This window comes from Bacteroidota bacterium (genome assembly GCA_030017895.1).
GTDB lineage: Bacteria > Bacteroidota > Ignavibacteria > UBA10030 > BY39 > JASEGV01.
In genome coordinates, this window is sequence record JASEGV010000044.1 from 1 (window position 1) to 21,374 (window position 21,374).

Below are 21,374 nucleotides of genomic sequence, written 5' to 3' on the forward strand. Positions count from 1 at the left end.
TCTTAAATATACAAAAAAAAGTATTCAATAAGTCAATTTTTGGAACCGCCCTTAAGACAAATAGCAGTTTCATTAGCAATCCTTCCTTGTCGTGCAGTTCGATAAATAACTCCAACTCGATCAAGAGCTTGATTTTCATTTTGATAACAGAAATTATTTTGATCCTCTCTAATGTCAGATAAATATTGCAATTTCATCATACTAACCTTTTAATAATTGATACCGTATAACTATTAATTATACTGCACCGTTTGTTTAGTTAAAGAATACATATATGCACGGTGCTGCATATATGCATTCCAATTGTTTCGTTTTTCGTTAATTATAACAATATTTAAAAATAGGGTCTGCATAATATCATTCCATTCTCTTTTCAGTCTAACGGACTCTTAACACCAAGCCCCCTATTGAGAACATGTGTGTAAATCATTGTCGTTTTTACAGATTGATGACCTAAGAGTTCTTGTATCGTTCTAATGTCATATCCGTTTTCAAGTAAATGGGTTGCAAATGAATGTCTAAACGCATGAGGGCTGCCTTGTTTGTTTACACCCGATTTTTTAATTGCTTCTTTTACTGCTCGCTGTATTGTACTTTCGTGAATATGCCATCGGAAAGTCAAACCACTTTCCTTTTCTTTAATAAATTTATTGGCGGGAAAAACATATTGCCATCCAAAATCTTTTCCGGCGTTTGGATATTTTCTTTTGAGAGCGTATGGTAAGATTGTTTCTCCTTTACCTTTTGTTAAATCTTCTTTATGCTGCAAATAAACTTGATTCATATGATTCTTTAAATCGGGTATAATTAAATTTGGTAAAATGGTATGTCTGTCTTTTTCACCTTTTCCGTCCCGAACAATAATTTGATTGTAATCAAAATCAATATCCTTTATTCTAATACTTAATGCTTCCGAAAGTCTCAATCCTCCTCCATAAAGGAGAGAAACGACTAACTTTGGAACTCCGTGCAAGTGTTCAAAAATTTTAACAATTTCTTTTTTTGAAAATACTACAGGCAAATGTTTTGCTCTTGCTACCCTTTTAATATCCTCTACCCAGCCAACATCTTTCTGCAATACATTTTTGTATAGATACAAAATCCCATGAAGTGCCTGGTTCTGAGTTGATGATGAAACATGCTTTTCGATAGCAAGATAATTTAGGAATTGCTTTATTTCTTCTGCGCCCATTTTTTCAGGATGTTGCTTATTGTTGAACAGAATAAACCTTTTTATCCAATTTACATAACTTTCTTCAGTTTTCTGACTGTAATGATTTGTCCGAAGATTTATTTTTACACTATCTAACAACTTAGGTTTATTTTGTATCTCTTCCATTTATAAACCGACAGTAATTTGAATCCAATATATAAATTATTTATTTCAAACTCAAATCTCATTAATCACTGAAGTTACGCAAAAGAGTCATTCTGAACGAAGTGAAGAATCTGAAACCTCAAATTCAGGCTATTTTTAGATGTTTCGCTTCGCTCAACATGACAAAAAGTCAATTCTGCGTAACTTCAGTTAATCATTCAAATCTTTACCATCATTCCATGATTCCATCCGCCAACGGCGGACTCCATCAATCCATTTCTCCAATAATCCATACCTTCTAACTATTTTAACAACTCTCTCGATATCACTAACTTCTGTATCTCCGATGTCCCTTCGCCGATTGTTACAAGCTTTACATCGCGGTAAAATTTTTCGACAGGGTAATCTTTTATAAATCCGTAACCACCGTGTATCTGAATCGCCTCGTTCGTTACCATAACTGCAACCTCAGCGGCATAATACTTTGCCATCGATGACTCTCTGATAATTTCTTCGCCTTTGGTTTTCAAATAAGCAGCTCTATAAGTTAAAAGTCGAGCTGCTTCAATCTGTGTTGCCATTTCGGAAAGCTTCCATTGAATAGCCTGAAACTCCGAAATCGGTTTTCCGAATTGCTGGCGTTCCTTCGAGTATTTCAAGCTTGCCTCGAAAGCTCCCTGTGCAATTCCAAGTGCGTTTGCAGCGATGCTAATACGTCCGCCGTCCAATATTGTAAGTGCCTGATGAAAACCTTTTCCTTCTTCACCGAGTAAGTTTTCTATTGGAACTGCACAATTGTCGAATGCGATTGCAGCCGTATCGCTTGAACGCATTCCGAGTTTGTTCTCTTTTTTACTAACAATATAACCGGGTGTATCATTATCGACTATGAAAGCAGAGATTCCCTTCTTGCCTTTTGATTTATCGGTAATTGCCAGCACAACTGTTACTTTTCCGACAGAGCCGTGAGTAATAAAATTTTTACTCCCGTTAAGAATATAGAAATTTCCATCCCGAATAGCAGTTGTTTTCATACTGCCGGCATCGCTTCCGGATGAAGGTTCGGTAAGTGCCCACGCGCCAATCTTTTTGCCCGAACATAAATCGGGGAGATATTTTTTCTTTTGTTCTTCGTTGCCGAATGTGTAAATATGGTTTGTGCACAGACTGTTGTGTGCCGCAATTACCAAACCCATAGATGGGTCGGCTTTTGTAATTTCTTCTATGATTGTAACATATTCTAAATAACCGAATCCGGCTCCTTCGTATTCTTCCGGGAAAATAATTCCAAGGAAACCCAACTCAGCCATTTTCTTTACAATGTCATGAGGAAACTCTTGCGATTCGTCGTACTTCATAATAACGGGTTTGATTTCTTTTTCTCCAAAATCATGGGCAAGCTGTTGAACCATTTTCTGGTTTTCAGTTAGCTCGAATGTCGGTGTTGTTTGTTCTGTTGAATTCATACTCGTTATTCCTTTTAGTGTAGTTTGAAATTATATGATTTTTTCTTGAAGAACAAATTAAAAAAATATTTAAATATGAAGCAATTATGATGCAATTGATACTATTATGAACCCTTTGTGAGCCAACTGAGCCAACTATGAACCAACTCCTTTCAAAACATAAATAGCGCTCGAACCTCTGCTTCCTCTATTTTCAATCAGCCCCTTTTCCACTAATCCCTTTATATCACGTGTTGCAGTTGCTTTTGAAACATTATTCAAATTTTGATAATGTGTATTGGTGATGCTATTATACACTTTAATGTAATAGATGGCTTTTTTCTGTCTTTCATTCAGTCCAAGTTTCACCAGATATTCCTCATTGAAAATGTCTTTAAAAAGTGTTATCAAAAAGCCACCGTCCTGTTCTTTCATCTCAGGTTCAGGAAGTTCAGCAGCTTTACAACTATCAAGAATTTTTATCGTGCCGCGTCCCCACGCATCAATATATCCACCTTTGAAACATACATCTGCAATTATCGGGTTTCTTGGTCTCGAGGGATGAGGTCGCTTTAATGCGTCCAATGTTAATCCTTCTGGTAAGAAACCCTCATTCCATATACTTATTTTATCATCGTAGATGCGTATTTGGATAGGTGCTCCCATATAACTCCGATGGACTAATGCATTCAGCATCATTTCACGTATTGCAGCAACAGGATATGCACCTTTTTCAATGCGGTGCATTCCCTCAAAGTCAATGGGTTTAGTAAAAAACTTACGGTTGAGCTGATTCAAAACAGCCGAAAGCAGAGAGAATAAATTTCCATCCTCCACTTCCTGAAATTTTAAATCGGCATCACCCTTACCAAATCGACCAATTTTTACAAAAGTATTTGGATAAAATTTTCCCGGTTCTTTTCCAAATAATATAATGGTCGCTCTTTTCAATTGTCCGTTTTCTGTTAAGCGTAATTTTTCTAACAAGTCGGGTAATGAATGTCCATCGTATTCTGGAAGCCGTCCAGCTTTTTCGGATGCGTGTAAAAAAAATTTTATACTTTGCTCGTCGATGTCATTCGAGGTGTCCCGTGGTTCGATAATTTCATCCCAGGTTTTACCAGATTTTTTGAGGAGAAATTCATTAAGGGAAGCACCCGTTAGTTCCTGTTTGGTGCTGCCACTTCGGTAATAATACCTGCCTCTCAAGGAAATAGGAACTGAATAAGGCGGTACGATTAGTTCAATAAAATGATGATCTTTTTCTTTGTGTAAATTCACATCCGCGATAATTCCCATCAGATTCCTGATTTTGTTGGGTATCTCATCCATCAATTTCAGGTAATCATCGTGCCAGGTTTGTTTATATTCGATATTTTGTTGTTCGGGCATATCTTAATATATTTTGGGACTTATAATTATTTCGTAAAACCCTGTAATAACTTTTCTGCCAAGTCGTAAGGCGTTGAATCTTTATGAATTACATTTTCTATATTCAATTGTAAATAATTTTCTCTTGCCTCATTCCAAAATTCAAAATGGAGTTTTTCTTTTACGATTTCGTGAATTCTCTTGATCACTCGTTTTTGTCTTTTTCCTTTTAGTCCAGATGAATCCACCAAATATTTTCTATGATGAGAAATAGTTTCTTCGATCTTTTCAATCCCTTTCCCTTCGTTTGCGGTAGTTTGTATAACATCTGGCTTCCAGTTATTTGCTTTGGGTCGGAGGTTCAAGATCATTTTAATTGCCATAACAGCTTGGTCGGCACCGGCGCGATCCGATTTGTTTAATACAAAGAAGTCGGCAATTTCCATCAAGCCGGCTTTCATAGCTTGGATTGAATCGCCGGATTCCGGGACAAGGACAACGATAGTTGTATCGGCTGTTCCCGCAATATCGAGTTCAGATTGCCCGACTCCAACAGTTTCAATCAGAATAATTTCGTAACCGGCGGCATCGAGTATATCGCCAGCTTCTTCAGTTTTGTTGCTCAAGCCGCCCAAGCTTCCGCGCGAAGCCATACTGCGAATAAATACGCCTTCATCCATCTCGACATCAGTCATACGAATTCTGTCGCCCAACACAGCTCCACCGGTGAAGGGACTAGTGGGGTCGACGGCAATAATTCCGACTTTCAGGTTTTGTTTGCGGTATAGTGCAGCGAGTTTATTCGTGATTGTGCTTTTTCCTGCGCCGGGTGGACCGGTAATTCCGATACGGTACGCGTTACCGGTTTTTGGGTAGATTTCTTTTAACAACAATCTTGAGTCTTGATGTTCGTTCTCAATCAGCGAAATTCCGCGCGCGATTGCTACACGTTTGCCGGAGAGGATTTGAGTGCCTATGTTTAAAGATTTATTCATTTAAAACTTAATTTTTTAAACGCAGAGGACGCAAAGATAACGCGAAGAGCGCGAAGGGATTATTTTTATTTGCGGCCTAAGCGTTTTATTCTTTTGAAGCTTTGTTTTTAAAAAAATCCACAGTCAACCGCAGACCTTCTTCAATATTATATTGTGGCTTCCAGTTCAACACTTTTTCGATTTTCTTTGTATCTAAAACACTTCGCAGTTGCTCGCCCAGTTTTGCGGGTGCGTGGTACTCGTCGCAGTTAGAATTTGTTAGTTTCTTGATTTGGTTAAACAGCACATTAACATCTGTCTCGATACCGGTGCCGATGTTAAATATATCCGATTTACTATATTCTAACGCGAGCAAGTTTGCTCTTACTACATCGCTGACAAAAACGTAGTCGCGTGTTTGTTTACCGTCGCCGTTGATGTGTGGCTGACCGCCCTCCAACATTTTTTTGGCAAATATTGCAATAACGCCTGCTTCGCCGTGCGGGTTTTGGCGCGGTCCATACACGTTCGCATAACGCAACACAACATAGGGCAAACCGAAAACCTGTTCATAATAAAATAAATATTTTTCAGTTGCTAATTTTGTAATTCCATAAGGCGACAGGGGACGAACGGGATGAATCTCGTCGGCAGGGAAGTAATCCTGTTCACCGTAAATTGCTCCGCCTGTCGAAGCGAATATGAATTTATTTACATCATATTTTTTACAATTTTCCAACAGGTTTAGTACGCCGAGTATATTTACCGATGCATCAAACATAGGATCGTCAACTGATTTCCGCACATCCATCTGGGCTGCGTGGTGATTCACAACGTCAAATTTCTCCTGTTCAAAAATTCCTTTTACTTTTTCATCCCGAATATCCAGTTGGTAAAATTTTGCTTTCGGGTTTATGTTTTCTTTCACCCCCATCGATAAGTTGTCGATTATAACTACCGAATGACCGGCATTTATATAAGCATCTGTTGTGTGCGATGCTATGAAACCAGCACCGCCTGTTACTAAAATTTTCAAAATGATTATCCTTTCTTATATATCTATTTATTCTTTTTCTGAACGATTCAATATCGTTTTAACGCCTTCTTTCCAATATCACTCCGGTAATAGGCGCCATCAAAAGTAATTTTTTCAACAACACGATAGGCGCTGCGGATTGTTTCTTCAAAATCATCCGAATTACCGAGGGCAGTAATCCCAAGAACTCTTCCACCGGCTGTAACAATCGCATCATTTTCAAATATAGTGCCTGAATGAAAAATCAAAACGTTACCACTAATATTATCAAAACCGGTTATCGGTTTACCCACTTCGTAAGAATCAGGGTAGCCGCGGGACGACATTACCACGCACACAGTTGAAACCGGTTTTATTCTCAATTCTATTGTACCGAGATTATTGTTAATCGAAGCAAGCAACAATTCTATGATGTCGGTTTCTATTAGTGGAAGCACAACCTGAGTTTCGGGATCGCCGAATCGGCAATTGTACTCAACCACGCGAGGTCCCGTTTCTGTTAGCATCAAACCAAAATATAAACATCCTTTGAATGGTCTGCTTTCTTTTTTCATTCCATAAATTGTTGGCTCAATGATAGTGCGTTTAATTTCATCGAGTATGTTTTCGTCGACGAACGGAGTTGGTGCATAGGCGCCCATTCCGCCTGTGTTTTTACCAAGGTCGCCGTCTAAAATTTTTTTATAATCCTGTGCCGGTGGAAGTGTTACGAAATCGTTGCCATCTGTAATTGCAAGTATTGAGAGTTCTTCGCCTGTCATAAAATCTTCGATAACGATTTTTTCACCGGCAGTTCCCAAAATCTTTTTTGTGAATAATGCATCTAAAATATCCAATGCTGCATCTTTAGTTTCGCAAATCGTAACACCTTTGCCGGCTGCCAGTCCATCGGCTTTAACTACGATAGGCACTGGTGTTTCGTTAATATAGCGTTCGGCTTCAAAGCGATTTTCGATGCTGAACGATTTGTAGTTTGCGGTTGGAATATTGTTCCGCACCATAAATTCTTTTGCGAACGTTTTGCTCCCCTCAATTTCGGCTGCCAATTTTGAAGGTCCGAATATTTTCAAACCAGTTGCCTCAAACACATCGACAATACCGTCAATCAGTGGTTGCTCAGGACCCACAACCGTAAAATCTATTCTGTTATCTTTTACAAACTTGATAAGTGAATCGAAGTCGTTCGGCTTGATTTGAACTAATTCAGCTATTTCACCGATACCCGCATTGCCGGGTGCACAATATATTTTGGTAACCAGCGGACTTTGCCTGATTTTCCAAACCAAAGCATGCTCACGCCCACCCGAACCTATGACTAATACTTTCATCTATACTTCCGTTAAAAATCCAAAAATATTTGCAAGTTGATTTGTTAAATTTATACGGTTATAAAAATTAACTTTATCTTCATCTAACGAAAACTTCTCACCCTTTTCAAATTTGATATAAAAATTTTTTAACGCTCCAGCAGTAGCGTTCACATCTTGCGGAGGAAGTACAATATTTCCGTTGAATTCTAAAATCGTTTGTTGAATGAATCCTTCAGGAACATTCGCGAGAATCGGTTTGCGGGCACCAATATATTCGTAAACTTTTCCGGGTGATTGTGTGTCGTTATCCAACATCAGCCAGAACAAATCGCTCGACATAATGTATTGCACGCACTTGTTATGTTCGAGGTAACCTAAAACCGTAACTACGTTTCCTAAATTATATTTGTCTATCAGTTTTTTATCTTCATCGCGGAAGTTGCCGATGAAAAACACTTCGATACGATTTTGAAGATGCGGATTTTCCTTAATAAGTTTTTGAAGAGCGAGGAAAAAATAATTTGGAGTTCGCTCACCGTAGAAAACACCGGCGTGAGTGATTCGCATTTTGTTGGAAGGTGAACGGGGAGCAGGTTTGTTTTTCTCAAAATCTTCCGGATCGAATCCTTGCGGAATTATATCAACGTCTTTGTAGTGTAAAAATTTATATCGTGCTAAAAGAAGTTCCTTAACTCTGCGATTTGTTGTAATTACTTTTTTTGCGTTATGTAATACTTCCTGCTCTAATTTATAATTCTTGTACTTGTGTAATGGAGTAGGATAAATTTTTAACGGATACTCGTGCCATACATCCCTGTAATCAAGTACTAGTGGAATTTTATATTTTTTTGATAATTCATTTCCGATAAGCAAGTCGGTATACGGGGGAGACGTTGCAAAAATAATATCGAATTTAGTTTTCTTGAATAATTCGTCGGCAGTTTTCAGAACATTCAGTTTCCAACCGATTTTGTTGTCGGGAATAAAGAAAACATCACTGATAAACGAAAACATTTTACGAGTACGTTCAGATGGCATCTTTATAATGCCTTTTTTTTTAAAAAACCTGTTAGGATCGAGAGAACCGACTCTCACAATTTCGGTATTAGAATTTTTTAATTCTTCTAATAAAGAGTAATCTTGTGCAAAATAACCGGTTGGAGTAACGGTAATAACGGTCGGTTTCCAACCGAATTGATGTAAATATTTTACAAATTTTTGAGTTCGCTGAACGCCACTCAAACCCATAGGAGGAAAGTAGTAAGCGATTACGAGAACGTTTCGAGAATTTTTGGTTGAATCAGACATTACAAAATAATCATTTCTTTAGTTGATTGAGTCAGTTTATTTGGATGTTGTTTACTTTGTTGCCGTTCGATTACTATCATATCTTCGATTCTTACACCGCCGAAATCAGGGATATAAATTCCAGGTTCAATTGTTACAACGGTGCCTGCTTTCAGGTTGCCGGGAGTTTTAGCTGACAACCGTGGTGGCTCGTGTATCTGAAGTCCGACTCCGTGACCGAGCGAGTGTGTGAAATCATCGCCGTAGCCGGCATCGGTTATTATGTTGCGTGCAACTGCGTCGATCTCTTTGTAAGTTAATCCTTCAGTTGCCGCTTCAATTGCATTTAATTGCGACGATAAAACCGTTCGATAAATTTTTACAGCGTCCGATTTCGGCTCACCAAGAAATATTGTTCTTGTCATATCGCTGTTGTAGCCATTCACTACACAACCGATGTCGATAGTTACGATATCGCCTTTGCGTAATTTTTTTGAAGACGAGCGTGCGTGCGGAAAAGCCGAGTTTATTCCGCTGGCAACAATCGGTTCGAAGGCGTCGCGTTCGCCGCCAAATTTCTTATGAAGATAAGTAATTTCGGCTGAAATATCTAATTCACGGATACCGGGTTTTATTATCGTTAGAATTTTTGAAAAAACTTTATCGGATATTTCAACGGCTTTGGTTATTTGTTCAATTTCGTAAGCATCTTTGACGATTGCGACATCTTCGATGAAGCCGGCTTTTGGAAGCACACGATTATTAGGAAATAATTTTTTCAAATTTTGATATTGAGCAAATGTTAAGTTATTACCGTCGATGCCGATTCGAAAATTATTTTTGATTAGATTATATTCAGCTATTGTTTCGAAGATATCGTTTTGCGAGGGAATGATTTTCCAGCCGGATATTTCTTTCGCGGCTTGTTCGGTATATCGTTTATCGATGATGAAGTATTGTGAATTATTAAAAACCAAACACAATCCAGCTGAACCGGAAAACCCACTGATGTAGCGGACGTGGTGAAGCGAGGTGATTAAAAAACAATCGAGTTTAAATTCGAAAAGGCGGCTGCGAATTATTTTTTGAATTTCTCTCAAGTGGTCTGTTTTTGTTTTTGGTTGCATTCTACAATCTATAATTCGGCGACTCTTGAGTAATATCAATATCGTGAGGGTGGCTCTCTCGCATACCTGCATCGGTTATGCGGATAAACTGGGCTTTCTTTTTCAATTCTCCGATATTCTTTATTCCGCAATATCCCATTGCCGAGCGCAATCCGCCAATCATCTGATAGACTATATCGCCGAGCTGCCCTTTATAATGAACTCGTCCTTCAATTCCTTCCGGTACTAATTTCTGTATATCTTCTTCAACATCCTGAAAATATCTGTCCTTGCTCCCTTTTTGCATGGCACCAATCGAGCCCATTCCCCGATACACTTTGTAACTTCTCCCTTCGTATATCATTTTATCGCCAGGACTTTCCTCGGTTCCTGCAAACAATCCGCCGATCATAACTGAGTCGGCACCGGCAGCAATTGCTTTTGCTATGTCGCCGGTTTGTTTGATTCCGCCATCAGCAATTATTGGTACTCCCGATTTTGCTGCTGCTTTCGAGCATTCATAAATTGCTGTTATTTGCGGAACACCAACTCCTGTTACAACACGAGTTGTGCAAATTGAACCGGGACCGACACCGACTTTCACCGCATCAACACCTGCGTTGATTAAATCTTTTGTTGCTTGGAATGTTGCAACATTTCCGGCTACGAGTTCAACATCGGGAAACTTTTTCTTTATTTGTTTTGTCATTTGAATTACACCACGCGAATGTCCGTGTGCAGTATCGACAACGATAACATCGACTTGTGCATTTATTAAAGCCGATACTCTTTCGATAGTATCAGCAGTAATTCCAACACCTGCACCAACTCGTAAACGACCGTGATTATCCTTGCAGGCATTCGGATGCCTTTTCTTTTTCTGAATATCTTTTACTGTGATTAATCCTTTAAGCCTTCCGTTTCTGTCGATGACCGGAAGTTTTTCAATTTTGAATTTTTGCAAAATACGTTCGGCTTGTTCGAGTGTTGTTCCAGCAGGTGCCGTTATTATTTTTACTGTCATAACAGATGCAATGGGAAGTTTTAAGTCGGTTTCAAAACGTAGGTCGCGATTCGTTACAATGCCAATCAGTTGATTATTTTCGTTGAGGATAGGTATTCCGGAAATTTTATATTTATTCATTAATGAAAGAGCATCACCGACATTTCCGCTTACATACATCGTGATGGGCTGTAAAATCATACCACTTTCGGAACGTTTAACTAAATCGACTTGGTGAGCTTGTTGTTCAATCGACATATTTTTATGTAGAATTCCGATACCCCCTTCGCGTGCAAGTGCGATTGCAAGTTCCGATTCGGTAACGGTGTCCATTGCTGCCGAAACTATCGGAATGTTCAACTTCAAGTTCCGCGTGAGCCTTGTGGTTACATCTACTTCGCGGGGAAGTATGTTAGATTTTCTTGGAAGAAGCAAAACATCGTCGAAGGTTAATGCTTCGGGTAAGAATTTTTTAATTTCACCTATGAATTTAGTTTGCATAATTGTTCCATTTATTCATTTTTTCATTGATTCAATCATTATCTCATTCAAACGCCGCAATTCCAGTTATATCTTCACCCACTATCAGAGTGTGCATCTCGTGCGTACCTTCATAAGTTTTTACAGATTCAAGGTTTGCTGTGTGGCGCATAATCGGATACTCGCTTAAGATTCCGTTTGCACCTAATATCTCGCGTGCTATTCTACCAATTTCAAGTGCTTGCGCTACGTTGTTGCGTTTCGCGAGTGATACCTGTTGGAAGCGCGACTCGTCTTTATCTTTCAAGCGTCCTAATTGTAAAGTCATAAATTGCATCTTTGTAATCTCGGTCAGCATGTGCACAAGTTTTTCTTGTGTAATCTGAAACCCTGCAATCGGTTTTCCAAATTGAATTCTTGAGAGGGAATAATTAAGTGCCGTATCATAACTCGTCATAGCCGAACCGATAACGCCCCACGCAATTCCGTAGCGGGCTTGATTCAAGCACATGAGCGGCGACCTTAAACCCGATGTATTAGGGAAAAAATTTTCTTTAGGTATTTCGCAATCTTCAAAAATTAATTCTGAAGTGACTGAAGCGCGCAGAGAATGCTTGCCCTTCATTTCGGGAGCGGTGAATCCTTTTGTTCCTTTCTCTATTAGAAATCCATGAACGATGCCGTTAAGTTTTGCCCACACTACAGCAACATCAGCAATCGTTCCGTTCGTTATCCACATTTTAGCTCCGTTGAGGAGGTAGCCGTTGTCTGTTTTTTCTGCGCGTGTAATCATACCGCCGGCATTTGAACCGAAATCCGGTTCAGTTAAACCGAAGCATCCGATCTTCTCAGCGCGTGCAAGTTTTGGAAGCCAATAATCTTTTTGGGTTTCAGAACCGAATGTATAAATCGGATACATTACGAGTGAACTCTGCACCGATGCAAAACTTCGAACTCCGCTGTCGCCCCGTTCGAGTTCTTGCATAACTAAACCGTATGCTACGTTGTTCATTTCGGCGCATCCATATTTTGCCGGAAGTGTTGCACCGAACATCCCCATCTCCGCCATTTTTGGAATCAATTGAGCCGGGAAAGCTCCCTTCATATAATAATCTTCGATGATTGGAAGTATATTATCGTCAACAAACTCGCGAATTGTATTTCGGATTAAAATTTCCTCTTCTGTAAGAAGAGAATCAAAATTGTAATAATCGACACCTTTAAATTGACTCATATTTTTCTCGCTTTCGTTATAAAATGAACTGTGGGGGGGAAAAAATTTTGTGTAAAATTAATAAATATCTGAGAGAAAGGCAACCACCTAAATTATCTCTTTTATTAACTTTGCTACACTCGAAGGGAAAAGACTGCCCCCATTTTCGGAGTTACCGGCTTTTAAGTATTGTGTTAAAAACGAATTCATCATTATCAGTTTGGTTGACCGGAGTAAATAATCGCGTTTAAAAATATCTTTCTCTCCTATATAGTCTAATGCTTTTCTACTGTAGTATTTTTTGTAGCAATCAACCATTGCCGAACGTATTTCTTCAAGCGTCATACTGTTAGGTTTGATTATCGGTTCGACTAAATTGTATTTCGAGTAATCCCAAACTTCGATATGGTTTTTCATTTCTTCATACATATCGGCGTAGGTCCAAGGAGTGATTGCAAGAAAATGTGCAAAATCGGGGTTGTAATGCTGGGCAAGCTCAAGGGTTTTTTTAATCGTCTCTTTTGTTTCCCAAGGAAAACCTAACACAAATGAAGTTTCGGAAATCATACGATGTTCTCTGATCAAATCGATTGCTTCTTTAGAAAGTGAAACATTGACATCTTTCTTTATTAAATCCAAAGTATCTTGGTTTGTTGCTTCAACACCGATGTAGATATGGACTATACCGGCTTTCCGGTACTTCCACAAAATATCTTTATCCCGCACAATATCTTCTACTCTTGTTTCCATTAGAAGATAAATGTCCAGATTTTTTTGAATTAATCTATCCAAGAAATTTTCCCAGCGGTTCCGGTCGCTTGTAGGATATTCATCTACAATAAGAAAAACATTCGCAGCGTAATTCTTATGAAGCATTTCGATTTCAGCTACAACATTTTCGGGATTTCTTCCACGCCAGGTTTTATTCCAGAATTTTTGTTGAGAACAGAATGTGCAACCGAACGTACATCCTCTCGAAGTGCTTATAGCTGCAAGCCGCGAATTGGGAATCACGAAGTAATTGTAATCCTTCCAATCTATCAAATCCCACGCTGTTGGTAAACTATCGAGGTCATCAATGAACGGCTGCGGCTTTGTTACAATTATCGACCCGTTAGCTTTGTAAGCCAGCCCGTTTGTTTTATCAATTGAATTATTTCTTTCAATTGCAGTGAGTAGGTTTTTTAAAGTATTTTCACCTTCACCACGAATTATAAAATCGACACAATCGGGATGTTCATCCAATATTGCCTCATAACAAAAAGTCGGGTGAACCCCTCCTAATATAGCTGTTATTTTTGGGTTTATTTTTTTTGCTAACTTCAAAACATCAATGGAGGCGGGGAACGACGAAGTTATCGCAGTCATCGCGAGGATATCGGCATCAGTAGTTTCAAGTTTTTGTTGGATATCGCCAAGTGTGTGCTGTTTTGTCATTGCATCGTAAATCTCGGTTTCGTACCCGGCTTCACGTGCAGAACCGGCAAGATATACGAACGAAAGCGGCATCCAGCGGCCGGCAGATTCGACTACTCCTGAATGATAAGGGGGTGTGATGAATAATATTTTTTTTCTATTTATCAAAACTAATTTTCCTTTTTAAAAATCTTTCGTAATCTTAATTGTAACGTCGTCCCAAATATAACAAGAATTACAAGCAAAATATGTTTTACAATTAACGCGGGTATTTGGTCTTTTCCTGCAGCTTCACTCCACTCAAATTCTTTGTAGTTAATAGTTCTTATGATTCCTCCAACAATTATCATAGCCCAAATCCAAATCGTGGTTTTATTCAAGTACCTGAATATCTCTTTGGCAAAATCTTTACGTACCGGGAAATTATTCTTTTTGCTTTGCAGATATATCCAATTCATCACTAAAAGAATTGAAAATAAAAGTGCTACAACAAAATCGTGTATAAAATTATTTAACATTATAAATACTGACATTGTAGAATTATCCTAAATTTTATTGTAATAGTTACAAAAATATCCTCGAAATTCAGCATTACGAGCATTTTTTGTGAGATTTAGATAATGGCATAATTATGAAGCCTTAGTTAAAAAACTTAAGGCTTGAAAATGAAAAAAACAATTTTGCACATTTTAGTGTGGAGTCTATTAATAGGGATTCAAACCGAAGCGAACGCTCAATGGTTTTCAAATTTATTTAAAACTGAACAACCCCAAAAACGAATAGACAAAACTGAACTTGATATCGAATCGCAGCAATGTATGCGCTGTCACGATGGTTCGAAGAGCCGTGAGATTGAACTACGACCTGCTAATGCACCGCTCGAATTTATAGTCGATGGTTATATGAAAACTTCGAACCATTCGATAGGTATGAGTTATCAGCAGTCGTATCTTTCAAACCCCGGTGAGTATGTGAACACCGGCAGAATGAATCAGAGCATAAAATTGGTCGAGGGCAAAGTCGGCTGCCTGAGTTGCCATGTTTCAAAGAACAAACTTCTTGCATCGAATTCGACGAGCATCGAACCCGAAGAATGTAATTCCGACAAAGAATTAACACAACAGGCATTTCAAGGAAATCTTTGCGTCCAATGCCACAACAAGTGAATTTTAAATATCTGTATAGGTTTACCAAATTAGTATTTATACAAACCCACACCATTCCGTTTCGCATCTGCAACAAAAATTAACCTGCGGGTTTGGTCGATTGCGATTCCGTTCGGCTGTTCAAGTTCTTCGCCGTAAGTCAGAACATATTTACCGAGTGCATTGAATACTTTTACTTTTGCCAATTTTGTATCGACAATATGGATTCTGCCTTGTTCGTAAACATCCGAGGGTTCAAAAACAGAATCTTTAAGTGCAATTAATTCTGGCGATGGAACATTATCAAAAGCAATTCCCATAGGGGCGGCGAATTTTGCTTCACCCCCTTTCTCAAATAAATGTGCGGGGCGTCCGCTGCAAGTGAACGCTTTCACTTCTTTATTCCCGACGTCCGAGACCAACAATCTACCGTCGGGAGTAATTGCTAAAAATGTTGGGAAACTTAATTGAAAATCTTTTACTTCGGCAGAGGGGAAGCTTAACAATAATTCATCCTCATCTTTTAAATCAGGAACTGCGATTGCACTGATTGCCAATATTTGATTTGTTCGTGAATCGCTAACGTAAATTGCATCGCTGCGGTATGCAACACCGAATAATTTCATACTCGTTCGCTGGTCGGGAAACAAGCCGAAAGAATTGATGAGCGTTCCGGTTTTATAATCGGCTTGGTGGAGTTCACCCGTCCTGTAGTTTGCCGCATACAACCTGTCGCCTTCCACAACGATACCGGTTATTGAAGCCGACTCGCCATTGAGCAAGCAGATATTTCTTATCAATTCAAGTGAAGATGAATATTCCTGAATGCAGTCCGAATTTAAAAATGAAACAAGCAATTTTTCGTCGTGGATAGTTAAAGCGAAAACTTGTGCGGAAGTATCGGGAAGTTCGATATTTTTAAATCCGACAAATATCGGCGGTTGAGTAAAAATAGTTGTTTCAATTTTTTCAGCTTTTTTTATTAAGTCGGTTACTGTTAAAGAAGAAATCAACCAAATTAAAATTCCGATCACTACTCCGGCGAGTATAAATATAACTATCGATAATTTTTGCCTCAAAGCGTTAGCCCCCGTAAGTGTGAAGCGTTTTATAAACTATTCCGACTCCCCAAAGGGAGAACGCTGCAACGAGCAAAGCGATTATTGCATAAAAAGCCAAAAACTTTCCACGTAAATTTTTCCAAGTGAAATAAATGTGTAAATAAACTGCATAAAGCAGCCACGTAATTAAACTCCACAATTCAATCGGGTCCCAGCCCCAGAATCTCCCCCAAGCGGCATCAGCCCAGATTGCACCGGAAATTATCATTATTCCGTAGAATACAAAACCTAAAAGTATCAGTCGAAAATTAAACTCATCGTATTTTTCGGCTTTAGCAGTAAGAAGTTGGTCGTCTAAATTGTCGTTATGTTTTTGTGTGTAAAGTCGCATTATTGCTACGCCGGCTGTTAGCATAAAACAGCCGACCGCTGCCGTTGCGAATGATGCGTGTATAAAAAGCCAAAAACTTTGTAAGCTGACGGGAAGAATTTTTTCGCCGAATGGATGAGTTCCGCACCAACCCATCAATAAAAAAATGAATGGCATTATTCCAACACCGACGGATCGAATGAAAGGTTTCCATTGCTGTAATAGCAGAAAAATTAAAACACCGAACCAGGCGCTTGCCGACATTGCCTCGAAGTATGATACAAAAGGGGGATAACCGGTTTCGACCCAGCGTGTTGTTGCCACGGCTGTGTGAAGCATAAAACCAATTAGTGTTACACGGATTGCCAAATTTAGCAATTTGGATTTTAGAAATATTAAGGCAACCGCGAAGATAGCAAAACTAACGGCATATAATATTACCGTTACCCAAAATAAAACGGATAAGATTGTTTCCATTACGCTTCTTCTAAAATTTGTTCATCGGTTACTACCAATTTAGGAAATTTTTTCAAAACATTTTCTAAATCAGTTCGCATAACCGACAATTCATCTTCGAATGAAGCGTGAAATTTTTCTGTAGTTCCCATGATGTCGAAAGTTATACTTTCGTTTATGGAATACAAGTTGATTATTATCTCTTTTCTGACACTCAATAATCGTAATACAAGTCCGATAAACCCGAATGCAACGCCAAACAGAATTACACTCAAGCCCGGATCGTTCGAAAGTGTAAACTCCGACCATCTTCGTAAATCACCGAATGCAATTTCATATTTTTCTGCATTCACAATTCCACCTGCCGGTACGTAAGTATCGGTTAATACATTTTTATCTTTCAGAACTACAACCCGTAGAACCGGCGACTTAAGTTCATCAGTTCTTGATACATATTTTCCGTCGCGAAAGGCAGCATCGGGTAAAAGCTCAAATTCAAAACGGAGTGAGCCATTTTCAAATTCTAAATAATCGCTGTGTATCCGCTGTCCGTTTTGCGAGTAAGATGCGAGGCGTGTATATCCTTCGGTAATTATTTTTCCATTTTTGTCAGAGATGTGTATGAAAGGTGAGTAACCGGTTTTATCACCTTGGTGCAGCGTTAAACCTTCGACAGTATATCCGTTGTTGATATAAACCGGAATGTCGGTGTTTTTCTTTTTTACATTTTCTATGATTGATGCAAGCGCGGCAGCGCCGTTCACTTTATACGATGGCTCAACTTTCAAAAGTTTGAATGTAAAATCTTCTTTTGGATGTTGATAATATTTTCCGGATTGAACATTCAGAAACCGGTCTTTTGATGAATTAAAAGTTTGTCCTTCTGTAAGTGCGAGCGTTCCATCGAACGACGCATACTTACTCACTACTATTCCCAACAGGATAATAACTAAACTCGAATGGAATAAAATAGAACCGATATTTCCATACTTACCTTTTAGCCCGCGGATAGTCGTTACCACACCTGAATTGTTCGTCGATACACCGTATCCGTTTTCTTCTAATTTTTTGGCGTATGTTTGATGAAGGTTTGAAATTGCAGAATCGTTTTTTTGAATGTTAGATTTTTTATTTCTCTTAATCTCAGTTTTAGACCGATAGAATATTGAAATCAATAAACTAATTCCAAGAGAGATTAATGTGAAGACGACTGCAAACGACTCGAAATGATTTTGAAAACTGATAGTTTTAATTGGAGAAAAATTATCGAGAGCAAGCAGTTGGTTTAGATTCTTTGAAAAATTGGAAATATCTGTCGTGGGATTAAATGCCGCAAACATGGAAAATCCCAACAAATGAATCATCATAATTGTAGCAATTTTCGGTGTCGCTATCTTATGAATTATTTTTTTTAAGATTGTTTTAATTTTATTCATAGTCTTATTCTAAATATATAATCCCAAATCATAAATCCAAAATCCGCATCGATTAGTATGTCCTTCCACCTGTATGCGTATTACATCCGCGTGTTGCGTCAGCATCAGTAAAGCATTGTCGTGTTGCAAAGTTCACATCGGAATTATATCCGCCAACAAATCTATCAGCCATAACACGTGTTCCGGCTGCAAGAGTCGAGCCGCTCTCACGCCAGTAATAACGTTTGTTCCAGCCATGAGCATTTATGCGTCCGCTCTTGCCACCGGTGTTGAGTGTTGTTCCTGCAAAATCCCACATATGACAAGCAAAGCACCCTTCAGCAACTTTATGATTACCTCGGGAATGATCAGGGAAACGGCTACCAGTTGAAGCTGAGCTATACGATGTTGCTTTATGGCAAATTAAACAGAGAGGTGTTCCTGCTGTTGTACTTTGAATTGTTGCAATTAACATCTTATCTGAATTTGAAGTGCCCGGTCCAACATTATTTAAAGTCGACCCGTGCGGACCTCGTGGCGAAGTACTGGTTTCACTTCCGTGGCAATCGCTGCACCATACTCGCTTGTTGGTTGCCCAAGGTTCATTCGTTGTCGTCGCTACTACGTTTGCGTTTGTTGTTCCCCCGGGAACAATTCCGTGATAGGAAGCGTATTGCGGATTTATTTCAGCAGCAATATCTCGTTTACCTACAGGTAGCGAAACATATCCCGAATGACATTTTAAGCAGACCTGATATTCATCGGTTGGTGTTGTAATTTTTGTATAAACCGTAGGCACTGCCCAGGTTACATCGTTTGTTAGCATTGCTGTGTTTGGCGTGGGCCAAGTTGGTTCAACACCCCAGGTTCCACGCAGTGCGGCAGAAATTCGTAAAGCACCACGTGTTGATTTTGCTACTGAAACTTGTGCTTGATGAGGGTTATGGCAATCCTGACATTCAGAATGCCTATTGGTGCTGCCAAGCTCAGCAGTGGTTTCGTGTGTAATCCGATTCTTGTGGCGTCCGTCAGTTGTGTTTGTTGGATGTCTCCAGGTTTTATTTAACTCAGGTTGAATACGATTTGCTACAGGTGCGTTAGAACCGTGACAACCCGTGTTCGTTCCGTCGTAACAACTGTTTTGTTCGACTGCCCGTTGGATGTAAGGTGTTCCACTACCTGAGTGGGCTTTATGACAGCCACGGCATGAATACTCACCGACTGTCGTAGCGCTTCCGCCGCTTGGTGTATATGCTGTTGCTGATGTTCTGTGAATAGAAGTTGCGTAATTAGTTTTATTATGGCAGTGTGTGCAAAGCCCGGCATTTGCATTACTCATACGAAGGAAGGAACTAAACTGATTGTCGTGAGCATTATGACAACTATGGCATTCCACACGACCGGTTGAAGCATCGGGATCAAGTTTTACAGCAGTGTTCCATGGAAATGTTCTGGATACTAATTGATTGTCTTTAGCTGGTTCATACAAGTAACCGACGGGATGGTCATTTGCCAAATTAGTTCCGATATTTCCGGGGGATGCAACCGGCATAGTTGTAACTCCACCAGTCATACTGATAGTACCTGTGCTGCCCGCACCGCGTGTGTTATAAACTGTTCCGATTGCAATCGTTCCGTCGTGGCACGATAAACAAAGTTTCGATTTTGCATTCGGTTGATTCGGTGCTGAATAGGAAATACTCGTTAAATATTCGCTCGAGTAGAGTGTGTAGGTTGCCGTAGTCGGCTGTCGATTCCATAATTGCGTGGTAGCTTGTTTGCTGTGCGGAGTGTGGCAAAAAATACATATCTCCGTTTCTGATGCAGCTTTGATAGTTCCAGTACCACTTGTGCTCAAGTTGTGTTTTGAATTTCTGATACTTGTCTGTGCAAGGAGAAATGGACAACTTACAAAAATCAAGAATGATAAAAATGATATATTTATCCGGGTTAACATTATTTCAGATATTTAAAAATTTGGATTCTCCTATTTAAGGAATCGACCACATAGATTCTATCTTGTCCATCGATGGCGATACCGCTCGGACTCATAAACTCGCCGTTCTCAGTACCTTTCAATCCGACTACTAACAATAAATCGCCGCGGTTGTTGAATATCTGAAAATTATCCATCAAGGCATCGGTTACATAAACGTTCTCCTCAGAATCTGTTGCTACCGATTTCGGATGGACGAAATGTCCGGCTAAATTTCCAACTTTGCCGAATGATAAACGGAACATTCCTTTATTATCGAATGCCTGAATTCGATGGTTCATTGCATCCACTACAAAAATGGAGTTAGTTACTGATAGGTGGACAGGATAATTGAACTCACCAGCACCGCTTCCTCGTTTACCGAATGATAAAATAAATTTTCCATTCAAATCAAAAACGCAAACCGAATGATTACCTGTATCCGTTACGTACAACTTGTTATCTTTAATGGATAAACCTGTGGGTCTGATGAATTCGTACTCGAGTGCTGAAAGGGGTTTGTTGTTTTTATCGAATACAAATACTTTTTTTAATTGAGAATCGGAAACAAATATTCTTCCTTTTGAATCAATTGCAATAGCTATGGGAGATATTAGTGTGTGGTCAAAAGCACGCTCGATGAAATCGTAATTACTATTTTTTATATCGATGATGTGAACACACTTTGCTGCCGGATCAGCGATGTAAATGATTTGATTACTACTAACTGTGATGCCAACTGGTTGTTCTAACCAACGCTCGGAAGACTCGGTGCCGAAAATAAAATTAATTATTTTTGAAAAAAATCCTTCTTCAACCCCAATGTCTTTAAGCGAAGAAATAGTTTGGAGATGTTGGATTTTGGCTTTTTGGGGTGGCGGGGGCCAAACAAGCGGCTGCTGCGTTTGTGAAATCATTTCGCAACTGCACAGAACGAGTATTACAAAAGCGATGTAGTTAATATGTTGTTTCAAAAAAATCGAGCGTCTTTCT

General features: G+C 39.1%; 19 protein-coding genes. 1 reads left to right on the plus strand and 18 read right to left on the minus strand.

All coding sequences use genetic code 11. From position 1 onward, the window contains the following. Positions 1-32 precede the first annotated feature (32 nt). The 13 genes from QME58_09410 to QME58_09470 form a co-directional block, all read right to left on the minus strand. A complete protein-coding gene (locus tag QME58_09410) occupies positions 33-200 on the minus strand; it encodes a hypothetical protein (GenBank protein MDI6804048.1) in 168 nt (55 codons plus the stop codon). 173 nt (positions 201-373) lie between these two features. Further along, on the minus strand, positions 374-1,339 hold the full coding sequence (locus tag QME58_09415; GenBank protein ID MDI6804049.1) for an integron integrase: 966 nt from the start codon (positions 1,337-1,339) through the stop codon (positions 374-376). 281 nt (positions 1,340-1,620) lie between these two features. Continuing rightward, a complete protein-coding gene (locus tag QME58_09420) occupies positions 1,621-2,784 on the minus strand; it encodes an acyl-CoA dehydrogenase (protein MDI6804050.1) in 1,164 nt (387 codons plus the stop codon). Positions 2,785-2,919: 135 nt separating this feature from the next. After that, positions 2,920-4,155, minus strand: a complete 1,236-nt coding sequence (locus tag QME58_09425; protein MDI6804051.1) for an ATP-binding protein — start codon at positions 4,153-4,155, stop codon at positions 2,920-2,922. Positions 4,156-4,181: 26 nt separating this feature from the next. Beyond that, positions 4,182-5,129, minus strand: coding sequence for a methylmalonyl Co-A mutase-associated GTPase MeaB (meaB, locus tag QME58_09430; protein MDI6804052.1), 948 nt, complete (start codon positions 5,127-5,129; stop codon positions 4,182-4,184). A gap of 85 nt (positions 5,130-5,214) precedes the next feature. After that, entirely contained in the window at positions 5,215-6,144 is a 930-nt protein-coding gene (locus QME58_09435) for an NAD-dependent epimerase/dehydratase family protein (GenBank protein MDI6804053.1), read from the minus strand. Between the two features lie 47 nt (positions 6,145-6,191). Next, positions 6,192-7,472 carry a phosphoribosylamine--glycine ligase gene (purD, locus tag QME58_09440; protein MDI6804054.1) on the minus strand — a complete coding sequence of 427 codons (1,281 nt, stop codon included), beginning with the start codon at positions 7,470-7,472 and terminating at the stop codon, positions 6,192-6,194. Then, entirely contained in the window at positions 7,473-8,762 is a 1,290-nt protein-coding gene (locus tag QME58_09445; GenBank protein MDI6804055.1) for a glycosyltransferase, read from the minus strand. Beyond that, the gene (locus tag QME58_09450; protein MDI6804056.1) at positions 8,762-9,868 is read right to left on the minus strand and encodes an aminopeptidase P family protein; all 1,107 of its coding nucleotides are present in this window, start codon (positions 9,866-9,868) and stop codon (positions 8,762-8,764) included. The genes QME58_09445 and QME58_09450 overlap by 1 nt, the downstream gene beginning before the upstream one ends. A gap of 1 nt (position 9,869) precedes the next feature. Beyond that, positions 9,870-11,351: an IMP dehydrogenase gene (guaB, locus tag QME58_09455; GenBank protein ID MDI6804057.1), complete on the minus strand. Its 1,482-nt coding sequence runs from the start codon at positions 11,349-11,351 to the stop codon at positions 9,870-9,872. A gap of 43 nt (positions 11,352-11,394) precedes the next feature. Beyond that, positions 11,395-12,564, minus strand: a complete 1,170-nt coding sequence (locus tag QME58_09460; protein ID MDI6804058.1) for an acyl-CoA dehydrogenase family protein — start codon at positions 12,562-12,564, stop codon at positions 11,395-11,397. A gap of 87 nt (positions 12,565-12,651) precedes the next feature. After that, positions 12,652-14,127: a cobalamin-dependent protein gene (locus QME58_09465; protein MDI6804059.1), complete on the minus strand. Its 1,476-nt coding sequence runs from the start codon at positions 14,125-14,127 to the stop codon at positions 12,652-12,654. 2 nt (positions 14,128-14,129) lie between these two features. Further along, positions 14,130-14,492 (minus strand): hypothetical protein, encoded by a 363-nt coding sequence (locus QME58_09470; protein ID MDI6804060.1) that lies wholly within the window; start codon positions 14,490-14,492, stop codon positions 14,130-14,132. A 132-nt stretch (positions 14,493-14,624) separates the two neighbouring features. Here QME58_09470 and QME58_09475 point away from each other — a divergent pair, with 132 nt between their 5' ends. Then, a complete protein-coding gene (locus QME58_09475; protein ID MDI6804061.1) occupies positions 14,625-15,125 on the plus strand; it encodes a hypothetical protein in 501 nt (166 codons plus the stop codon). A 29-nt stretch (positions 15,126-15,154) separates the two neighbouring features. Here QME58_09475 and QME58_09480 read toward each other — a convergent pair whose 3' ends face one another. Genes QME58_09480 through QME58_09500 form a run of 5 tightly spaced genes read right to left on the minus strand, consistent with a single transcriptional unit; the run spans position 15,155 to position 21,355 of the window. Then, the gene (locus QME58_09480; GenBank protein MDI6804062.1) at positions 15,155-16,183 is read right to left on the minus strand and encodes a hypothetical protein; all 1,029 of its coding nucleotides are present in this window, start codon (positions 16,181-16,183) and stop codon (positions 15,155-15,157) included. A gap of 4 nt (positions 16,184-16,187) precedes the next feature. Further along, positions 16,188-17,012, minus strand: a complete 825-nt coding sequence (ccsA, locus tag QME58_09485; GenBank protein MDI6804063.1) for a cytochrome c biogenesis protein CcsA — start codon at positions 17,010-17,012, stop codon at positions 16,188-16,190. Beyond that, the gene (locus QME58_09490) at positions 17,012-18,427 is read right to left on the minus strand and encodes a cytochrome c biogenesis protein ResB (protein MDI6804064.1); all 1,416 of its coding nucleotides are present in this window, start codon (positions 18,425-18,427) and stop codon (positions 17,012-17,014) included. Before QME58_09490 ends, ccsA begins: the two co-directional genes overlap by 1 nt. Positions 18,428-18,479: 52 nt before the next feature. Continuing rightward, the gene (locus tag QME58_09495; protein ID MDI6804065.1) at positions 18,480-20,363 is read right to left on the minus strand and encodes a cytochrome c3 family protein; all 1,884 of its coding nucleotides are present in this window, start codon (positions 20,361-20,363) and stop codon (positions 18,480-18,482) included. After that, complete coding sequence (locus QME58_09500) at positions 20,363-21,355, minus strand: 6-bladed beta-propeller (GenBank protein MDI6804066.1); 993 nt, start codon at positions 21,353-21,355, stop codon at positions 20,363-20,365. Before QME58_09500 ends, QME58_09495 begins: the two co-directional genes overlap by 1 nt. Positions 21,356-21,374: the final 19 nt, after the last annotated feature.

Coding starts and splice junctions, on each gene's coding strand:
- meaB (MDI6804052.1), bottom strand. CDS start 5,129: ATGAATAAATCTTTAAACATAGGCACTCAAATCCTCTCCGGCAAACGT.
- QME58_09495 (MDI6804065.1), bottom strand. CDS start 20,363: ATGTTAACCCGGATAAATATATCATTTTTATCATTCTTGATTTTTGTA.
- QME58_09420 (MDI6804050.1), bottom strand. CDS start 2,784: ATGAATTCAACAGAACAAACAACACCGACATTCGAGCTAACTGAAAAC.
- ccsA (MDI6804063.1), bottom strand. CDS start 17,012: ATGGAAACAATCTTATCCGTTTTATTTTGGGTAACGGTAATATTATAT.
- QME58_09415 (MDI6804049.1), bottom strand. CDS start 1,339: ATGGAAGAGATACAAAATAAACCTAAGTTGTTAGATAGTGTAAAAATA.
- QME58_09425 (MDI6804051.1), bottom strand. CDS start 4,155: ATGCCCGAACAACAAAATATCGAATATAAACAAACCTGGCACGATGAT.
- QME58_09470 (MDI6804060.1), bottom strand. CDS start 14,492: ATGTCAGTATTTATAATGTTAAATAATTTTATACACGATTTTGTTGTA.
- QME58_09445 (MDI6804055.1), bottom strand. CDS start 8,762: ATGTCTGATTCAACCAAAAATTCTCGAAACGTTCTCGTAATCGCTTAC.
- QME58_09490 (MDI6804064.1), bottom strand. CDS start 18,427: ATGAATAAAATTAAAACAATCTTAAAAAAAATAATTCATAAGATAGCG.
- QME58_09450 (MDI6804056.1), bottom strand. CDS start 9,868: ATGCAACCAAAAACAAAAACAGACCACTTGAGAGAAATTCAAAAAATA.
- guaB (MDI6804057.1), bottom strand. CDS start 11,351: ATGCAAACTAAATTCATAGGTGAAATTAAAAAATTCTTACCCGAAGCA.
- QME58_09460 (MDI6804058.1), bottom strand. CDS start 12,564: ATGAGTCAATTTAAAGGTGTCGATTATTACAATTTTGATTCTCTTCTT.
- QME58_09475 (MDI6804061.1), top strand. CDS start 14,625: ATGAAAAAAACAATTTTGCACATTTTAGTGTGGAGTCTATTAATAGGG.
- QME58_09410 (MDI6804048.1), bottom strand. CDS start 200: ATGATGAAATTGCAATATTTATCTGACATTAGAGAGGATCAAAATAAT.
- purD (MDI6804054.1), bottom strand. CDS start 7,472: ATGAAAGTATTAGTCATAGGTTCGGGTGGGCGTGAGCATGCTTTGGTT.